The organism is Vibrio sp. 10N.247.311.47 (assembly GCF_041467535.1).
Classification (GTDB): domain Bacteria; phylum Pseudomonadota; class Gammaproteobacteria; order Enterobacterales; family Vibrionaceae; genus Vibrio; species Vibrio crassostreae_C.
In genome coordinates, this window is record NZ_JBFSUR010000004.1 from 84,499 (window position 1) to 100,840 (window position 16,342).

Annotated in this window: 12 protein-coding genes; 3 read left to right on the top strand and 9 right to left on the bottom strand. The window is 46.0% G+C overall.

Annotated elements, in window-relative coordinates; genetic code table 11:
- Nucleotides 1-71: 71 nt before the first annotated feature.
- The 4 genes from AB6E51_RS04125 to yccS all read right to left on the bottom strand — a co-directional run bounded on the left by AB6E51_RS04125 (nt 72) and on the right by yccS (nt 4,639).
- The gene (locus AB6E51_RS04125) at nt 72-1,334 is read right to left on the bottom strand and encodes a hydroxymethylglutaryl-CoA reductase (protein ID WP_372058274.1); all 1,263 of its coding nucleotides are present in this window, start codon (nt 1,332-1,334) and stop codon (nt 72-74) included.
- A 161-nt stretch (nt 1,335-1,495) separates the two neighbouring features.
- Complete coding sequence (locus AB6E51_RS04130) at nt 1,496-1,816, bottom strand: hypothetical protein (RefSeq protein ID WP_102332914.1); 321 nt, start codon at nt 1,814-1,816, stop codon at nt 1,496-1,498.
- A gap of 121 nt (nt 1,817-1,937) precedes the next feature.
- Entirely contained in the window at nt 1,938-2,123 is a 186-nt protein-coding gene (locus AB6E51_RS04135) for a hypothetical protein (protein WP_372058273.1), read from the bottom strand.
- 332 nt (nt 2,124-2,455) lie between these two features.
- Nucleotides 2,456-4,639: a YccS family putative transporter gene (gene yccS / locus AB6E51_RS04140; RefSeq protein ID WP_017060891.1), complete on the bottom strand. Its 2,184-nt coding sequence runs from the start codon at nt 4,637-4,639 to the stop codon at nt 2,456-2,458.
- A gap of 177 nt (nt 4,640-4,816) precedes the next feature.
- Between yccS and helD the strand changes: the two genes are divergently transcribed.
- The gene (gene helD, locus AB6E51_RS04145; RefSeq protein WP_102332912.1) at nt 4,817-6,892 is read left to right on the top strand and encodes a DNA helicase IV; all 2,076 of its coding nucleotides are present in this window, start codon (nt 4,817-4,819) and stop codon (nt 6,890-6,892) included.
- Nucleotides 6,893-6,979: 87 nt separating this feature from the next.
- A complete protein-coding gene (locus AB6E51_RS04150; protein WP_017071128.1) occupies nt 6,980-7,330 on the top strand; it encodes a VOC family protein in 351 nt (116 codons plus the stop codon).
- A 120-nt stretch (nt 7,331-7,450) separates the two neighbouring features.
- On the opposite strand, the gene AB6E51_RS04155 is transcribed toward AB6E51_RS04150, so the two are convergent.
- On the bottom strand, nt 7,451-7,906 hold the full coding sequence (locus AB6E51_RS04155) for a methylglyoxal synthase (RefSeq protein ID WP_017064778.1): 456 nt from the start codon (nt 7,904-7,906) through the stop codon (nt 7,451-7,453).
- 60 nt (nt 7,907-7,966) lie between these two features.
- The gene (torT, locus tag AB6E51_RS04160) at nt 7,967-8,995 is read right to left on the bottom strand and encodes a TMAO reductase system periplasmic protein TorT (RefSeq protein WP_372058272.1); all 1,029 of its coding nucleotides are present in this window, start codon (nt 8,993-8,995) and stop codon (nt 7,967-7,969) included.
- Nucleotides 8,996-9,087: 92 nt separating this feature from the next.
- On the opposite strand from torT, the gene torS reads away from it, so the two are divergent.
- Entirely contained in the window at nt 9,088-12,093 is a 3,006-nt protein-coding gene (gene torS / locus AB6E51_RS04165) for a TMAO reductase system sensor histidine kinase/response regulator TorS (protein WP_017060885.1), read from the top strand.
- A gap of 135 nt (nt 12,094-12,228) precedes the next feature.
- Here torS and AB6E51_RS04170 read toward each other — a convergent pair whose 3' ends face one another.
- From AB6E51_RS04170 to AB6E51_RS04180, 3 genes are read right to left on the bottom strand one after another with little or no spacing between them, the layout of a single operon-like run.
- Nucleotides 12,229-13,809 (bottom strand): hydantoinase/oxoprolinase N-terminal domain-containing protein, encoded by a 1,581-nt coding sequence (locus AB6E51_RS04170; RefSeq protein WP_372058271.1) that lies wholly within the window; start codon nt 13,807-13,809, stop codon nt 12,229-12,231.
- 4 nt (nt 13,810-13,813) lie between these two features.
- Nucleotides 13,814-14,938, bottom strand: a complete 1,125-nt coding sequence (locus AB6E51_RS04175) for a DUF917 domain-containing protein (RefSeq protein WP_102449797.1) — start codon at nt 14,936-14,938, stop codon at nt 13,814-13,816.
- Nucleotides 14,939-14,943: 5 nt separating this feature from the next.
- Nucleotides 14,944-16,269, bottom strand: a complete 1,326-nt coding sequence (locus AB6E51_RS04180; RefSeq protein ID WP_372058270.1) for a cytosine permease — start codon at nt 16,267-16,269, stop codon at nt 14,944-14,946.
- Nucleotides 16,270-16,342 lie beyond the last annotated feature (73 nt).

Genomic DNA, 16,342 nt, shown 5'->3' on the forward strand with positions numbered 1-16,342 from the left:
GACTCACGCATTCAGGTTGGCTTGTGATTTTGCATGAACGACAAAACCGAACAAGCCAAATTGGATAAAGGTTATTTACGAGCTAGCTTATGGTGCGCTCTTGAAAAGTGGCCTGCGCAAAATGCGCCCACAATCGATAGTTCACCCGCTAAACACAGTACAGCACAAACTTCAGCGAGTGCTTGTGATTTACCGTTACCATGCAGCCCAAGTAAATCTAAACAGGCTTTTTGACTTGGCAAGCCGGTACCACCGCCGACAGTCCCAACCATTAAGTTAGGCAGTGTGACGCTCGCGTATAAACCGCCTTCTTTGTTGAGTTCCATACGCGTCATACCAATCGCTGACTCTGCGACACAGGCCGCGTCTTGGCCACAAGCGATATAGAGTGCCGCCAACGCATTCGCATAATGGGCATTGATACCGATAGTACCACTCAAAGCGCCACCGACTGTGGTCATTTGGCCAAACTGGACCATCTTCTCTGGTGTCGTGTGTAGGTACTTCGCGACAAGCTCTGCAGGGATATTAACCTCAGCAGTTACCTTTTTGCCACGAACGCTGCGCAAGGTTTGGGTATTGGCTTTCTTATCGCCTGACAAGTTGCCATCAAGGAAAGCGTGGTCAGGCTTAACTGGCGTATTTTCGATGATGTACTCAAACACGGCATTGGTTGCGATGGTCACCATATTCTGACCAGAAGCGTCTCCGGTTAGAAATTCGAACACCAAGTAAACATGGTTACCTTCGATGTTGATATTAATGTCGGTCAGCTTGCCGTGTGATGTTGTTGATTCTGCCAAGATCTTGAACTGGTCATACTGAGTCACAGCCCAAGCCACAAACTGTCCGGCTTCAACTAATCCTTGAAATGCAAAGCCAGGAGTACGTGTTACGCCTTCATTGAGCAACATAGCACTTGCGCCACCACAAGCCGTAATCAGCTTAGAACCACGGTTATAAGACGCGACAAGCGCAGCTTCTGTGGTCGCGAGTGGTACGAGGTAATCGCCCGTAGCAAATAGGCCATTGACTCTTAAAGGGCCAGATATTCCCACAGGGACTTTAACGGTGCCAATAAAGTGCTCAATGTTTTTCTCATAAGCTTGGAACTGACTTTGTGTATGAGGGTCGAGCAGTTCTTGCTGTGAATCTGCATTATCGAGCGCTGTCCAGCGACGTGTGAGATTCTTTTCTGTCAGGTAGGGGCTAGGTGTCAGCTTATTTACTGGCTTTTCAAAATGAGGCTGAAGCTTTTTTTCTAATTCGTCTGCGGAGATGTCGCCTCCTAAAATAGAAACATAGTCACGGCGATGCAGATTTAGTTTTGGCATAAATAGTATGAAGTAAAGTTTGTGCAGCAAATTGGTTTGCGCTGATTCTACCGAGTAATAAACCAGAAACAAGCGCCTGATATAATGAGTTACAGTTTGTGTGGTTGTTGAAGCAAAAAGCAGCGAAGTTTCGCGAAATATAGGCTGTATTTGAGCGAAATTTAGATATGAATGTCGAGAAGGCTACCGATGACTTCGTTTTGACGATCAACCACACTTGCACCAACGCGGTTATAACTTGCGCTTTGTGTCAGTTTAATCAAGGAATCGGTTGAAGATGAAGCAGGTTCAGGTTCTTTGTCTTTAAAGGAAATGGCTTGTTCAGGCTCTATTTGATTAAAGCTGAGATCGCTAGCTTCGAAAGTGTCGTCGGATTCTAGAGCGTGTTTGGAGGCTTGGTTGAGCTCGATTGCGGCTTCTTCAGCCATGTTGGTGGATTGCTGAATAATGGCGTAACCAGATTGAATACCAGATATCGACATATCAGAACCTTTTATTGACGTATGGAATGAGTCTAGGCGGACGATATTTTGAGCGCAATGATGAACAGATGAAATTTACGGTAAAAATGTGAACTTAAGCTAAAATAGTGATGTCTGTCTATTAACTGAACAGGTCATTTAGCGCGTTTAACTCTTCATCAGTAAGCAAAGAAAGCTTCTCTGTTTCGAGGTTGCCGTCGATCTCACCCTGAAGTGCTTTTAATTGTTGTGGGCTAAGAAGCTGTATTTGCTGCTTAAATGCTTCAAATTGCTGTGTATTCATAGTGTGACCTTTGTTCAAATTCATATGCTCTTTAGAGCATAGCCTACTGATTCAGGAAATCAAACAAGATTAAGTGAATTTTAAATGATGTTTGAAGTTTCTTGAAACTAAGACAACTATAAATTCCTGTGGTCGTTTTTTGTCCGAGAAATGTTAGGAAAAGTTAAGGCTTGGTCAATCAAAGTCAGAAAATTCCTACAATGTAAAAACGCCTTCAACCCTTGTGGCACAAGGGTAGGTAAGTAATTTCTCTACCCAATTAGGGGTATGGGTAAAGCAATGTATAAATATTTGTGATGATCAAAAGATAAGCAATTGGCGTTATCTTTTTGTTTTTACGGTATTTTGTTTGTTGCTCAAGAAGCTTCTGTTTCAAACGACTTGTCGATCTTAACCTTAACTGCAAACTTGGTCGCTAAGGTATGCAGTTCTGGAAGCATGCGATAGATCAAATGGAGCTGTTGTAGAACCATTTTGACAGAATTCTCATCTTCTTCTCGCCATTCACTCAAACGTTTATCCAGCTCCGGGTCATAAGCGTTTTTCACTTCACAATGCTCTTTATGAGAATAGAGCTGATCATTTAGAGCGTCGAGATGCTGGTGGATTACTCTGTGCGCATCTAGCACCAGTTTGTGTGTCGCTTCATCATCAATACGCGTTCTGTGAGCACCCAGAGCCGAGATATAGCTAAGCAGAGCATGATTGAGTGTTAAGAATCGGAAGCTCTCATCTTCAGAGGTACGGTACTTACCCGGTTCAACCAACATGCTACTGATGGCGGCAGTCAGGTTTGCGTCATTATTATGAGCGCTACGACGAGCGATACGATAGTTTAGGCTATCTTTCTTACCGACACGGTATTGGCCGATGATCTGAGCGAGATAGTTCTTGTTGGAATCGAGCGCATCCGCCATCACTTTGTGCAGTCGCTTCGATTGCCAATCAGGCAACACATAAATGACAGCAAGCACGGCGAGAGCACAACCAATAAAGGTATCCGCTAACCTTGGCAATACTACCGCGTAGCCTTCACCTAATTGGTTAAAGCAGAAGAGCACAAGCAGTGTGATAAAGCCGGTCGCAAACCCGTAGTTATTGATTCGAAACGCAAAGAACATCACGCCACTGATCACAATGAACACTAATTGGCTCTCTTGCGACGGGAAGAAAGTCAGTAACGGTACTCCGATCAATAAGCCTGCGACCGTGCCAATGACACGCGCCGTCAGTTTTTGACGGGTTGCACTGTAGTTTGGCTGACACACAAACAGTGTCGTCAGTAGAATCCAATAACCTCGTTCGATATCAAAACCCTGGATAATCCCGTAGCCCAGCGTCAAAGTGATCGCCATGCGAATCGCGTGGCGGAATAGCATAGAATCGGTGTGCAAGTTAGCTTTGATCTTGTGCCACATTGCCGTCAAAGTATGAGGGTTGGTATCGTCCAATACACCTTCTTCAATCTTCTCTGCATCTGGGTTGCTGATATTCGAGAGCTGTTTTTCAACGGTTGCTAGGTTATTGAATAAGTAATCCAACTGGTTCAGCAGTGATTTCCATTTAGGATTATTCTGTTGGTGCAGATGATTGAGCGAAGACATCAGCTCATCGAGTGCCAATACAGACTTGTCACCATGCTGGTATTCAGCGCCAACTTTCAACGAGCTCGCCACTTCTTTACACGCAGTGGCCTGCGCTTCCAGTAGATACTTAAATCTAAACAACACGTCAGAGCGCTCAAAGTGTTTTGCTAGCTCTTGATAGCGATAGTGGCTAGAGCTGACGCGTTCATGAATATCTTGTGCGATGAAGTAGGTGTTAAGAAATCGGTCACTAGGGCCGTCAATGTGTCCGCGCTTAGAGCGATTAAGCAGCGTCGCTTTACACATGTTGAGTGCGTTAACGGTACTCGCGTTGAGTTTGGCTTCAATGATTCGGTGTGGCTGGGGAATCAAGTCAGAAACGGGGTAGAAGAGTTCCGCTTTTGAATCGATGTAGTTACCGATTTGATCGAATACCGTGGCTAAGTTTTGCTGCACGGGTTGCATTGGCCACACTATCTGCCAAATCATCGACATGAAGTAGTACCAAGCGGCGCCAGTTAACAGTAGAAGCGGTTGAAACCAAAGGTTGGTGCTCTCGTGTGCACCAAGCATGGTATAGATGGCAACCAAGAGAGAACCAAACGCGATACTCGCGTATTTAGGGCCAATTGCCCCGAGAATGATAAAAGAGAAGGTTGAAACAAAAAGCCCTATCGCGAACAGCCAAGGCGTATCGAAGAGAAGCTCAATAGAGAAAGCCGCAACGGCGAAACAGATAAAGGTCAGCGTGAGTGCTTTCAAGCGCCCGGTAAAGCTGTCATCACTTTCCGCAAGAGCCGCAGCAATAACGCCTAAGATCAAAGGCGTGATCAGTGTGTTTTGTCCATAATACCAAGCAGGCACCACCACGCCGAGTAGAGTGATGAGAATTAATACGCTGTAATTTATGGTTTTATTCGCCCAATAGAGGCGTAATTTGGCTGAAAAGTCCACAGTCGCTCACTTGACACACTAAAAACCATAATCCTAACAGAAATCAAGCACAAGAATTTGATACTTATCCATAATTGCCCGTAGGTGGTCATGAAAGCGTCGATAAGATATGAGATATTATTAATTCTCATTGCATCATGATATAAATTCAATATTCCCAATTAAGAGCACACTCCAATGCAGCTAAGCGCTAACAAGACTGCACAGTTTTTTATTCAAAATGAATATCATCAGGTTGAACTTGATGGTCCACGCTTGCTGTTATCTTCAGTAGGCAGTGAAGAGCGTATCCCATTTACTATTTGGAGTGGCAAGATCGCGATAAAGCGCGGATTGTTCTGGGGATCGCTACAATTTTTTGCTAATCAACAAGATGGAACACAGCGCAGTTGGTTAGTACAAGGCTTACCTTGGGATCAATGCCGTCAATTTGCACGCGCGTCAGTTAGTGCTTATCAGAAGTGGCACGACACTCAATGTGAACAATTGGCTGAACACGTACCTCAGTGGGAAGCTGAATTAACACGTCTTGAGCAATTACCAGCCTTTCTACCGCATTCTAAGGTCAACACTTGGGTTGATATGGTCAACTCAGGCTTAGAGAGTATGACAATGACGCTAGAAGAGGCCGCACAACGCATGCCAAACCGCATCGCAAGAATGCAGCCATGGTTATCTGAAACGGAAATCAAGCAAGCTGAAAGAAACCAGCAATGGCTAGAGACCGAGCGAAAAAACTGGGAAGTGTTGTTTGCGCAATGTGAGTCGTCACCACTGAACTTATCGCAGCAATATGCGGTGTTGATGAATGATGATCACAACCTTATTTTAGCGGGTGCAGGCTCGGGTAAAACCAGTGTTCTAACGGCTCGCGTCGCGTATTTACTGCAAAGCCATCAAGCTCAAGCTGAAGAGTTGCTATTGCTCGCTTTTGGTCGTGAAGCGGCAGAAGAGATGAAGCAACGTCTCGACAGCAAAATTGGTTTATCAGCAGAGAAGGTGCAAGTCAGCACTTTCCACCAGTTGGGTTTAAAGATACTGAATCAAGTTGAACCCGAACGTGTGGTTATTTCTCCTTTAGCGCTCGATGACAACCAACGCCAAGCATGGTGCATTGATTGGTTGAAGAAGCACTGGATGACACCGACCAACTTTAAACGTTGGCAAAAGCATTTGTCTAAATGGCCAATCGCTTATTTAACCGGTGACGATGAGCTTGGTAGCCACGTTTCAAACCTCAAATTGATCGGTTGGCTTGAAAAGCAGCTAGAACAGTTGAATGCGTCGGGTTTAACCAAAAAAGAAGTACAGCAACAGCTGATTGATCACCGAGACTATGCGCGCCTCAACAGCGAGCTTTCACTGTGTTGGCCATGTGTAACCGCGTGGCAAAAGGAGCTGAAAGAACAGAATCATATCGACTTCTCAATCATGATCAGCCGAGCGACTCAGTATGTCGAGAAGGGCAAGTTTATCTCACCTTGGAAGTTCATCATGATCGATGAATACCAAGATATCTCACCTGATCGTCTTGCCTTGGTTGAAGCACTGTGTAATCAGTCTAAAGCCGAGCATCAAGCCTCTATTTTTGCAGTAGGCGATGACTGGCAGTCGATTTACCAGTTTGCAGGTGCGGATGTGGATTTGACCACGGGCTTTAAGGATCGTTTTGAAAGTTCGACCATTCATCACCTAGATACGACTTACCGCTTTAACAATCAGTTAGGTGCGGTGGCTAATCGCTTTGTACAAGAAAACCCAATTCAGATTCCGAAAGAACTGAACAGCTTCAAGCAACAGAAGCAGAAGGCGGTGTACAGTGCGCCAAGTAAAGAAGTTGAGAAGATTCTTGATCAACTGAACCGTCAATCCAAAGGCAAAACCAATAAATTGGTGCTGCTACTTGGACGTAATCATTACCACAAGCCAGAGTTGTTGGAAGACTGGAAGAAGATCTTCACTTCCATTGATATCAAGTTCATGACTTGCCACGGCAGTAAAGGTAAAGAGGCGGACTTTGTCATTATTCTTTGTGTTGACGAAGGACAGTTCCCGACCAAGAAGAAACAGCTGCATATTGATGGCGCATTGACTGAATCATCAGACGCGTTCCCTTATGCTGAAGAGCGTCGTTTATTCTATGTAGCAATGACGCGGGCAAAAGAGAAAGTATGGATCACGCACAGTGGCGACGGCTCTGGCTTTGTGCAGGAGCTGCATGGTTCTGATTACCCAGTTGTTCGTAAAAAGTGATGTTACTTGACTTGATTGTCTAAGATTAGATCTTCAATCCCTGCCCTAATATCACAAGGCAGACGCATAAAGCATAAGGAATTTGCTATGGAACACGGCTCTATTAACTACATTGAATTTGCTGCGAAAGACATCGCCGCAACTAAGGCATTTTTCAGTCAAGTGTTTGGTTGGAGCTTTGAAGACTATGGCCCTGAGTATTCTGCGTTTGAAGGCAAAGGCTTAATGGGCGGCTTCTATTTGGCGGATCTGGCGTCGAATACGGATAATGGCGCGGCGCTGATGGTTTTTTATAGCCAAGATCTTGAGCAAACCGAGCGCGATGTAATTGATGCTGGTGGTCAGATAAACCGTGAGATCTTTAGCTTTCCCGGCGGCAGACGTTTCCATTTCAGAGAGCCAAGTGGCAACGAGATGGCAGTGTGGAGCGATAAATAGAGAGACTCTCGCACTGTTTTATGATTGAACTGTTTAATGTCTGAAAACGAGACATAAAAAAGCCTGCGATAAAATGCAGGCTTTTTAGTCTGTTCAGTAGAGAGCACATTTAACGTGCGATTACGTGCGCTCAGCTAGGTACGCTTCGTAGTCTGGGATCTCGATGATTACTTCTTCTTCAAGCAGTGAAGAGTTAAACAAGAAATTAGCGGTAGCGCGGTTAGTGGCCACAGGAATGTTCCAAACACTTGCGATACGAAGCAGTGCTTTTACGTCTGGGTCATGTGGCACAGCATTAAGCGGATCCCAGAAGAAAATCAGCATATCGATCTTGCCTTCAGAGATAAGCGCGCCAAGTTGTTGGTCACCGCCCATAGGGCCGCTGATCATGCTCTTGATTGCTAAGCCTGTCTCTTTACTGAGTAGAGAACCAGTCGTGCCCGTTGCGTAAAGGAAGTGCTTTTGTAGTTTTTCTTTGTTCTCTTTGACCCATCTTAGTAGCTCAGGTTTGAAGTGGTCATGAGCGACCAAAGCGATATGCTTGTGTGTTGGCATAGTGCGCGTTGTTTTTTGCATGAATGTTCCCTAAATTGTTGTTTCGTTTTTATTGTTTTGAGTTCTTCAGCCAATATAGCACTATGGATTCACACTGAATACCGGACGAAACTCAGAAGGTGACAATGAGTCGGCGATAATTTGATCTTTGAGAGTTGCAGGTGTCAGCGCTTCGATAATCGGTGCGCTGTGTTGCTCGTAAGGTTGACCGCGTAAGTAACTCGTGGCTTGTTTTACCGACAAGCGACCTTGCTCAACCATTTTATCTGTTGGCGCAAAAAGTACCTTGTTACGGAGTAAACCACGGTAGGTTCCGTGACTTAGGTAACTTGAGATTAACCCAATATCTTCGGTTTTATCGGCCGCTCGTAGCTCACTGATCGCTGCTTCAATCGCGACGGCACTTCCGACTATATATTGGATATCAGGTTCTTCTATCACCTGCTGTACTAGATTTCTTTGAAGTTCTTTATCGTTATCTGCCCAATAGCTGATCGCAATTTTGATATCACTCGACTTGAGCGCATCATAAAACCCCAGTGCTACAGGCTTAGTGCCGCCACTCGCTTGTGGGCCAAGTAACAGGGCGATAGGTGTTTCGCCTGATCCTTTCGGGTGTCGTTTCGACAAAAAATCTCCGACTTGGTATCCCATTTGGTACCAATCGACACCGACCGTACCTTTTAATACCCTCTGTTGTTCTTCATTGACGGTTAACTCATTTACCGTAGCAAACACAGGCGTCGAGCCAACCCAATCGCTGAGATTGTCATGATACGCATCGGGTGAAACCGTACCTAAAATAATGGCATCGGCTCCCCATTGCGTGCAAAGCACCAGTTGCGAGGCTTGTTTGGCCACGTTGGGGTAACCGCCAGCTTCCAATACTCTTAGCTCAACTTGCTGCTTTTCTGCTTCAGAGATCATTCCATAGTTTACCGACAACCAATAAGAGTCTTTGAGGTGCGGATAAATGGCACAGATTTTCTCTTTTTGTGATGTGGCATTGGCGGGTTTTATTGGGCTCAAAGGCTCACTAGCACCTGCGACAGTAGTCACTGAGGCCAGTAGTGAGAGAAGAATTATTGAAGCGAAAGGTCTAGATAGCATGAATTGCCGTTTTGTTGGTTTTAGATAAGAAACACTGCAAAATATAGCGTATTCTGCATGGGTAAAGAAGAACGTTTTAAGGTTTAGAGTTTATGTTGTTAGCTTCAGCGAGTATTGGACGCAAGCTGCTGGCCTCATTCTTAGTGATGGCACTGTTGGTTCTATTGTCTGCATTGATCGGTGTTTCTGGTTTTAGCTTTGTAGCCAAAACGGAAAGAAACGTCGTTGATTCGGCGCTTCCTGCCATGATCGAAGCTCGTCAGGTTTCTGAGTTGAGTAACCGTATTATTTCGTCAGTACAAACACTTTCTAATGCGAGAAACGAAGCTGAAAGAAAAGAGGCTGGCACCGTACTGTTTGACCAACTTGAGTCGCTTCTTCAACATATCAAAGAGCTTGGTGTCGACAGTTTCGATTCTCAGCTCCTCAATAAACTCGAAAACAATGTTCAAAGCGTTATTAACACACTGGCTGAGTTGGGTGTGTCGGTTGAGCGTAAGCTTTGGTTAAGCAAAGAGTTGTCGTCTCGTGTCGAAGAGATGCGCCTATTGGCCGAAGAGCTAGAGCAGTTGACGCGAACCCAAGTTTTGAACACGGCTACCATTGCGGTTGCTAACGTCACGCATATCTATGACCTGCTAGAAACCAAAGAAACGGATAAAGCCTACCAAGCCTTAGATGCGCTTGTAGAGGTTGACCTTGATTTGTCTGAGCGCCTACACGAATTGCATTTGCTGGCGTTCAAAATGCTTAACCAAATTGAAGAAACGCAAACCGTTACCAACGTAGAGCGTATTCATCAAATCCAATCAGAATTTGAATCCAACCTAAGAATCATGGCGCGCCGCGTTAAAGCGGTCGAAGATCCGACTCGTTCAGCGCAGATGTCTCAGCTTCTAGAAGAGCTCAGAAAACGCCAAGTCGTGTTCGATATTTCATTAGAACAATATGAGAACACCAAAAAGTCAGAGTTTCTGATGCAAAATACGTTGGAGCTGTTCTCTCAGCTGAATACAACGGTTAACCAACTGGTTGATGATTCAAACCGCAGTACCAAAAAAGCGGTTGATGAGCTGACCAGCACGTTGAATTTGGCTCAATGGTCACTGTCTGTGATTTCGGTTATTGGTTTGGTTATCGTTGCATTTATCGTGTGGCGAGTGGTGTATATCTCGGTTGTTAAACGTCTTACTGAATACTCATCGGCCTTGATGTCTATCGCACAAGGTCGCCTGAATATTGATATCTCGGTAAAGGGTAATGATGAGCTGGCTCATATGGGCGAGGCGATCATCACTGCCAGAAACACCGCGCAGGCGCTACAAGTGGTTGCGGTGGGTGAAGCAAAGGCGAAACGCGAACTTGAAGAGCACAAAGAACACTTAGAAGAGTTGGTCACAGACCGAACCTACCAGCTGCAAAAGACCAATGAGAAGCTGAACATCGAGGTAGGGAACCACGCTAAGGCTCGCAACGCCGCAGAACAAGCAAGCCGAGCAAAATCCGCTTTCCTTGCGACGATGAGTCATGAAATACGAACGCCGATGAACGGTGTATTAGGTACTGCAAGATTGCTCAAAGATACCGGGTTAGACCCGCTGCAATCCGGCTATGCAGACATCATTAACCGCAGCGGTAAGAACCTACTCGCGATTTTGAATGACGTGTTGGATTACTCAAAGATTGAAGCAGGGCATTTAGAAATCCGCACTGCTTCGTTTGATCTTCATCAGATGGTTCAAGATACCTACCAATTGATGGAAGGGCGTGCCGCTGAGAAGAAGCTGAACTTTGATTTCCATATTGAAAGTGATGTGCAACGCTATTGGCGTGGTGACGTAACGCGAATCAGCCAAATCTTGAATAATTTGGTCGGTAACGCGATTAAGTTTACGGAAAGTGGCTCGGTCGATATCTTTATCAGCTTAGATATCGAAGATGAAAATCGAGTGATGTTTGAAGTGTCAGATACAGGTGTCGGTATTGATGCTAGCGAACAAGCTTGTCTGTTTGATGCCTTTACCCAAACCGATAGCGGTCGCAACAAAACCGGCGGCACAGGGCTTGGATTAGCGATCAGTAAAAGCATCATGTTGGCAATGAACGGGGATATTGGCGTTCATTCTGAAGAAGGCGAGGGTAGCCAGTTTTGGTTCTCACTGCCACTTGAAGCCGGTGAGAAGATAGAAACGAAAGTACCGGTCATTGAAGCGTGTATTCGAGCTAAAGTACTTCTGATTGAAGATAACCCCGTAAACTGCATCGTTGCTGAAGGCTTCTTGCATAACTTGGGGCACGAGGTTGTGATTGCGACAACCGGACAAGAAGCGAGAGCCATATTCAGTGAGCAAGAGTTCGATATTGCGCTGGTGGACATTAACTTACCCGACTGCGATGGCGTCGAGTTAATTCAACAACTCAAAGACGATGCGCTTCAGCATAAAAGTGAAGAAGACGTAATTCGAAAAGTACCCCCAATGATCGCAGTATCGGCTCATGTGTTTAACGAAGAAGTGGAAAGCTATTTGTCGTCTGGCTTTGATGGATTCTTACCTAAGCCGTTAGAGAAGGAAGCATTATCGGAATTGATTGTTGAGCAGTTGGACGGTCACACGCTGTTGCTGCCTCAGCCGGATCCGTCAGATGCTGTTTGCTGTCAGCTAAACTCTAAACCTCAGGAAACCGAGCTAGACTTATCAGCATTGGCATTTGCAAGCTCGACACAACGAGCAAACCAAGACGCGGAACATAATCAAGGAGAACCGATTGTGCAGATGATTAACCCTAAGATTATCAAAGACGACTTGGCCATTCTCGGTCGAGAAAAAATAGTGCAGATTGTTGGGTTGTTTGACCAAAGCAGCCAAGTCACTCTCGATGAACTGATTGTGGCAAGTGCCGCTGACAACGCTCGTGAAATTAAGTCTTTAGCTCATAAACTGAAAGGGTCTGCCGGCAGCCTAGGATTATCTGCACTGTTTGCTTTATGCCAGAGCATTGAAGCGAGCGAGGATCCATTACTTCAATATCGCGATAATGCAGACTCATTACCTGAATTGGTGAAAGACTCGTTAGCAGCGCTCCGAGAGCAACTATAGAGTGGCTATTGGGCGGAAAGCCCCAAAATAAGAACAGAAAACAAAAAGCAGGCTATTTCTCCGTTTTAATATGAAGAAGTGACCTGCTTTTTTATTGTCGAATAAGAATCTAAGTAAGGCTTTCAAGGAACGGCTCTAAGCCATCTTGATATGTCCAGCAGCTTTGATCTTAACGTGAACCATATTGCCTTGTAGGTAGCTTAATGGAATCTCGCTGCGTTCAATGATCGCGACATTATCGCTGCATGCGCCAGCTTCAATCGCCAGTTGCTTTGATTGCGCTTCCAAGCCCTTTAAGGTCTCTTCACGTGATGCTGGGTCAATCGGTACGATCTTATCGAATTGACCTGATATTTCACCCAACGCAACACCAATCGCATTAGCCACTTCAAAGTGCTCAGGACGAACCACTTGGCTCACACCTTCAAAATGATCTGGGAATAGGGCACTACCACCACCAACCATGATTACGGGTACACTCGCCGCAGAGGTCTTCATCTTATCGATGCCTTCTTCAACATCCGTGACCATTTGTTGATAAATCTTGCTTGCTTGTTCGGCCGAAACACCAATCTCATCACTCAGTTGATGTTCTGCCTGCCACTGCATTTGTCCTGTTTTGAGTGCAATATCGGTGAGCGTAAGTTCATCACCACCAAAGCTACGCGCCGTTTGCGTCAAGGTATGGCCAACACTTTCTGGGCCTAGCTCTATACGCTGCTGTTCAAAGCGAACCTTGGTACCACCACCAATGGCTAACGCCAAAATATCAGGCATACGGAAGTTGGTTCTCACTTCACCGATTTCTACTGCTAAGCTCGATTCTCTTGGGTAGCCGTGAGTCAGTACGCCGATATCAGACGTAGTGCCGCCCACATCGACCACAATCGCGTCTTTTAACTTAGTTAAGTGACTCGCTCCACGAATCGAGTTTGTTGGCCCACAAGCCACGGTAAGAATCGGGTACATCAATGCGAACTGCTGTGACATCAGTGTTCCGTCGTTCTGACCGAAATAAGGCGTGGTGTGGATTTCATGATTGATGAGTGCACTGCAAAAGCCGTCAACGAATCGTTTTGCTGTCCCTTGCAGAGCCGCATTGAGGATAGTGGCGTTCTCACGCTCTAAAAGCCCTAAACTGCCCACTTTATGGGATAACGATAGGTTCACGCCCGGAAGTTCTTGTTGAATCCACTCTGCTGCTTGAAGCTCCTGGTCGCCGTTGACGGGAGAGAACACTCCGCAGATAGCAATGGAATCCACATGGCCTTTCATTTTCTGGCAAAGCTTGCGGATCTCAGACTCTTGAATGTCGGCAATCAATTGGCCGTCGTATTCGTAGCCGCCGTGTGCTTGGTAGAAGTGTTCACCAAGCAGGTTTTGCCAAGCTTCGCTCCAACCACAGAGTGGCGGAACACTATCGCCACTTGGAAGCGCTAAACGGATCATCCCGACTCTATCTAAGCCTTTTCGTTCAACGATTGCGTTGGTGCATTGAGTCGTACCAAGCATCGCATGTTTCACTTGCTGACCATCAATGTCTGCTTGGCTTAATAGTGCAGCAATCGCGTTATCAATGCCGGTTGAAATGTCATGTGTGGTTGCGGTCTTTACTTTGGCAATCACATTCAAGTCTGCGTCGAGTAGCACACCGTCGGTATTGGTGCCACCTACGTCAATGCCCAAACGGCAGTAATCAAGCGTAATGTTTGTCATGCTACTACCTCTTCAATGCAGACTTCAGTTGTTCAATGGTTTGATACTCGACTGTGTAGCCAAAGTAACCCGGGCCCGCGACTTCAATACCTTTGTCAGTGCGCCATTTAGGGTCGCAAGGGTAGGCGATAAGGTCAATGCGCTGCCCGTAACGAAGTTGTTCGGTTGTGATTGGTTTACCGGTTTCATGATCCAAGATCGAAATAAGATCCGGTGTTGATGCCAGCAGATTATCTTGGTTCATGTCTGCGCGGCTTGCGCCTTTGTGCGCCAGAAGTAATTCGTTTTGGAACTGCACAAACACGTTATCGACGCCGGTATCTTCAAACTGAGCTAGCTTTTCAATTACGACACCGCCTGTTGCAAAACCACCATCGGTTTCTCTTTGAATATCAACAATCTTGCCACTGATGATGGTATGGCCGCCGACAATGTCTAATACAGCCTGTGTGCCACTTTGATTGTTGTCGTTCGCCAGCCTTATCGCTTCACCAATCTTCATTGCTTGGGTCAGTGTTGCAGGCAATGCGCTGCGCTTTAGGTTCTTACCGTTCATTGGGTAATCGCACATTGCTGCAGATCCGCCCATCTGTTCGGTAATTGGCCTCGCAAATTTTTCCGACCAAATTCCGTCTATCGGATAAAGCGTGACGACATTGCCACGCTCATCGGCCAATGTGTTTGGTGCAGAAGGGAGACCATCAAGAAAGAAGGTCACCATCTGAGCTTCTGGGAACGCACGTCCCATCGCATCACAATCGATCACAGGAATGTTCTTTTGTGCTGCAACGAGAATTGGAATCAATGAATTGAAGCCGCCTACTTCGATAGGAAACGTTGCCGCCACTTCAGTGCCGAGCGCTTTTTCCATCGCTTCGAAAGCAATCAACATTTGATCTTTCGAATTGAGTTTCTCTACTGCGACGGTTGGTGCGCCAATCATTGAAGAGGGTACTGTCATCCAATCGTCTTGCACGTCTTCTAAAGGAATCATGCGTACAGGGTGCTTTGCCGTTGCAATGGCTACTTTCGCCATCAAGGCACCGCTGTATGGGTCACCGCCGCCGCCAGTACCTAATACCGTCGCACCAAGCGCGATATCATCAATCATTTGTTCAGTAATAATCACAACTACTATTCCTTATCACTTGAAGGAGAAAGCTTCATTAGGGCGAGGTAAATCACACCAGCGGCAAGAATGCCGTCTAACGCCGAGATACTGGTTAACGAAAACAGGTTGAAAAACTCTGGCGCGGTACAAGCGCTGAATGCAGTACCAAATGCCCAAGAAGCCAAGCCTCTAAACATCCAAGCTGGAACTTGCTGGATGTTCTCAAAGCTCATTTTTGTCGAATCTAAAACATAATATTGAACGATGTAGACACCCGCAGCAGGCGCAATGGTTACGCTGAGTAGCATTAAGAAGTCGGTAAACTTGTTCACCATGCCGAGTTGAGCGATACCAATGCCGACGATGGTCATGATCACAACCAGAACAGGGCGCGGAATCTTAGGTAGAACCATCGACATGCATAAGCCGCCAGAGGTTAGGTTGCTACTGTTGGTGGTCCATTGTGCGAATACCAGTACTATAATGGCCGCCATGCCTAAACCTAGGGTGAAGAAGACTTCGACTAGGTCGTCGGTGCCGGTCATTTTGGTCAAGATCAATGCGATAAGAATGATGGCGCTGTTGCCGACGAGGAAACCGATACCCGCTCCTAAAATCGCATCACGGCGTGTTTTGGCGTAGCGAGCAATATCAGGTGCAGCAACCGCAGCTAGAATCCAGATAGACATAACAAAAGAGATGGCTTGGCCAAGCGTCAAAGGATCTTCAATCGATGGCGCTGCGCCACCTTGATAATCAGCAGCCATAAACAAACCGATGGTAATCAACGTCACCATCAATGGAACAGAATAGGTACTGAGTTTGCCTAAAGCACGAACGCCATAGATAGCCGTCATCATCATTAACACACTGCCGCCAATAAGAGCGGTGAGGTGTGAAATTATGATGTCGTATTTCGCCAGTGCATCGACCATGATGAAAGCGAAGAAATCAGCCTGGAATGCGAACCAGCCGACTAATGAGATGCCGTTGATGAAGCCAAGAATTTTACCGCCGTTACGGCCAAATACCGCACTGCTCACCAGCGGGGTAGACACGCCAGCTTGAAAGCCAATGTTGGCACACAGCATCGCGATGATCGCCAATAAGCCTGAACCAATAAACGTGGCAAGCAGTGCGTCTTCAAAACCAATACCGCTGCTTAGAATCGAGCCGAGAAACAGTCCCGAAATGTCGATGCCGATTGCCAACCAAATAAGGCTGATGACCCACCAAGATCGTTTGGCCTTCTCGGGAACGGGTTCCAACTCGAAGTCATCTATCTTTTTGTGGCTGTGTGTTGCTTCGGGTTTATTCACGTAAGCTTCTGCCGCCATAGTGCCATCCATGCATTGTTATTCCATAAGTGTGAATAAAGCATACTGATGTATTTATTGTTAATAAATGAATATAATCAGATGT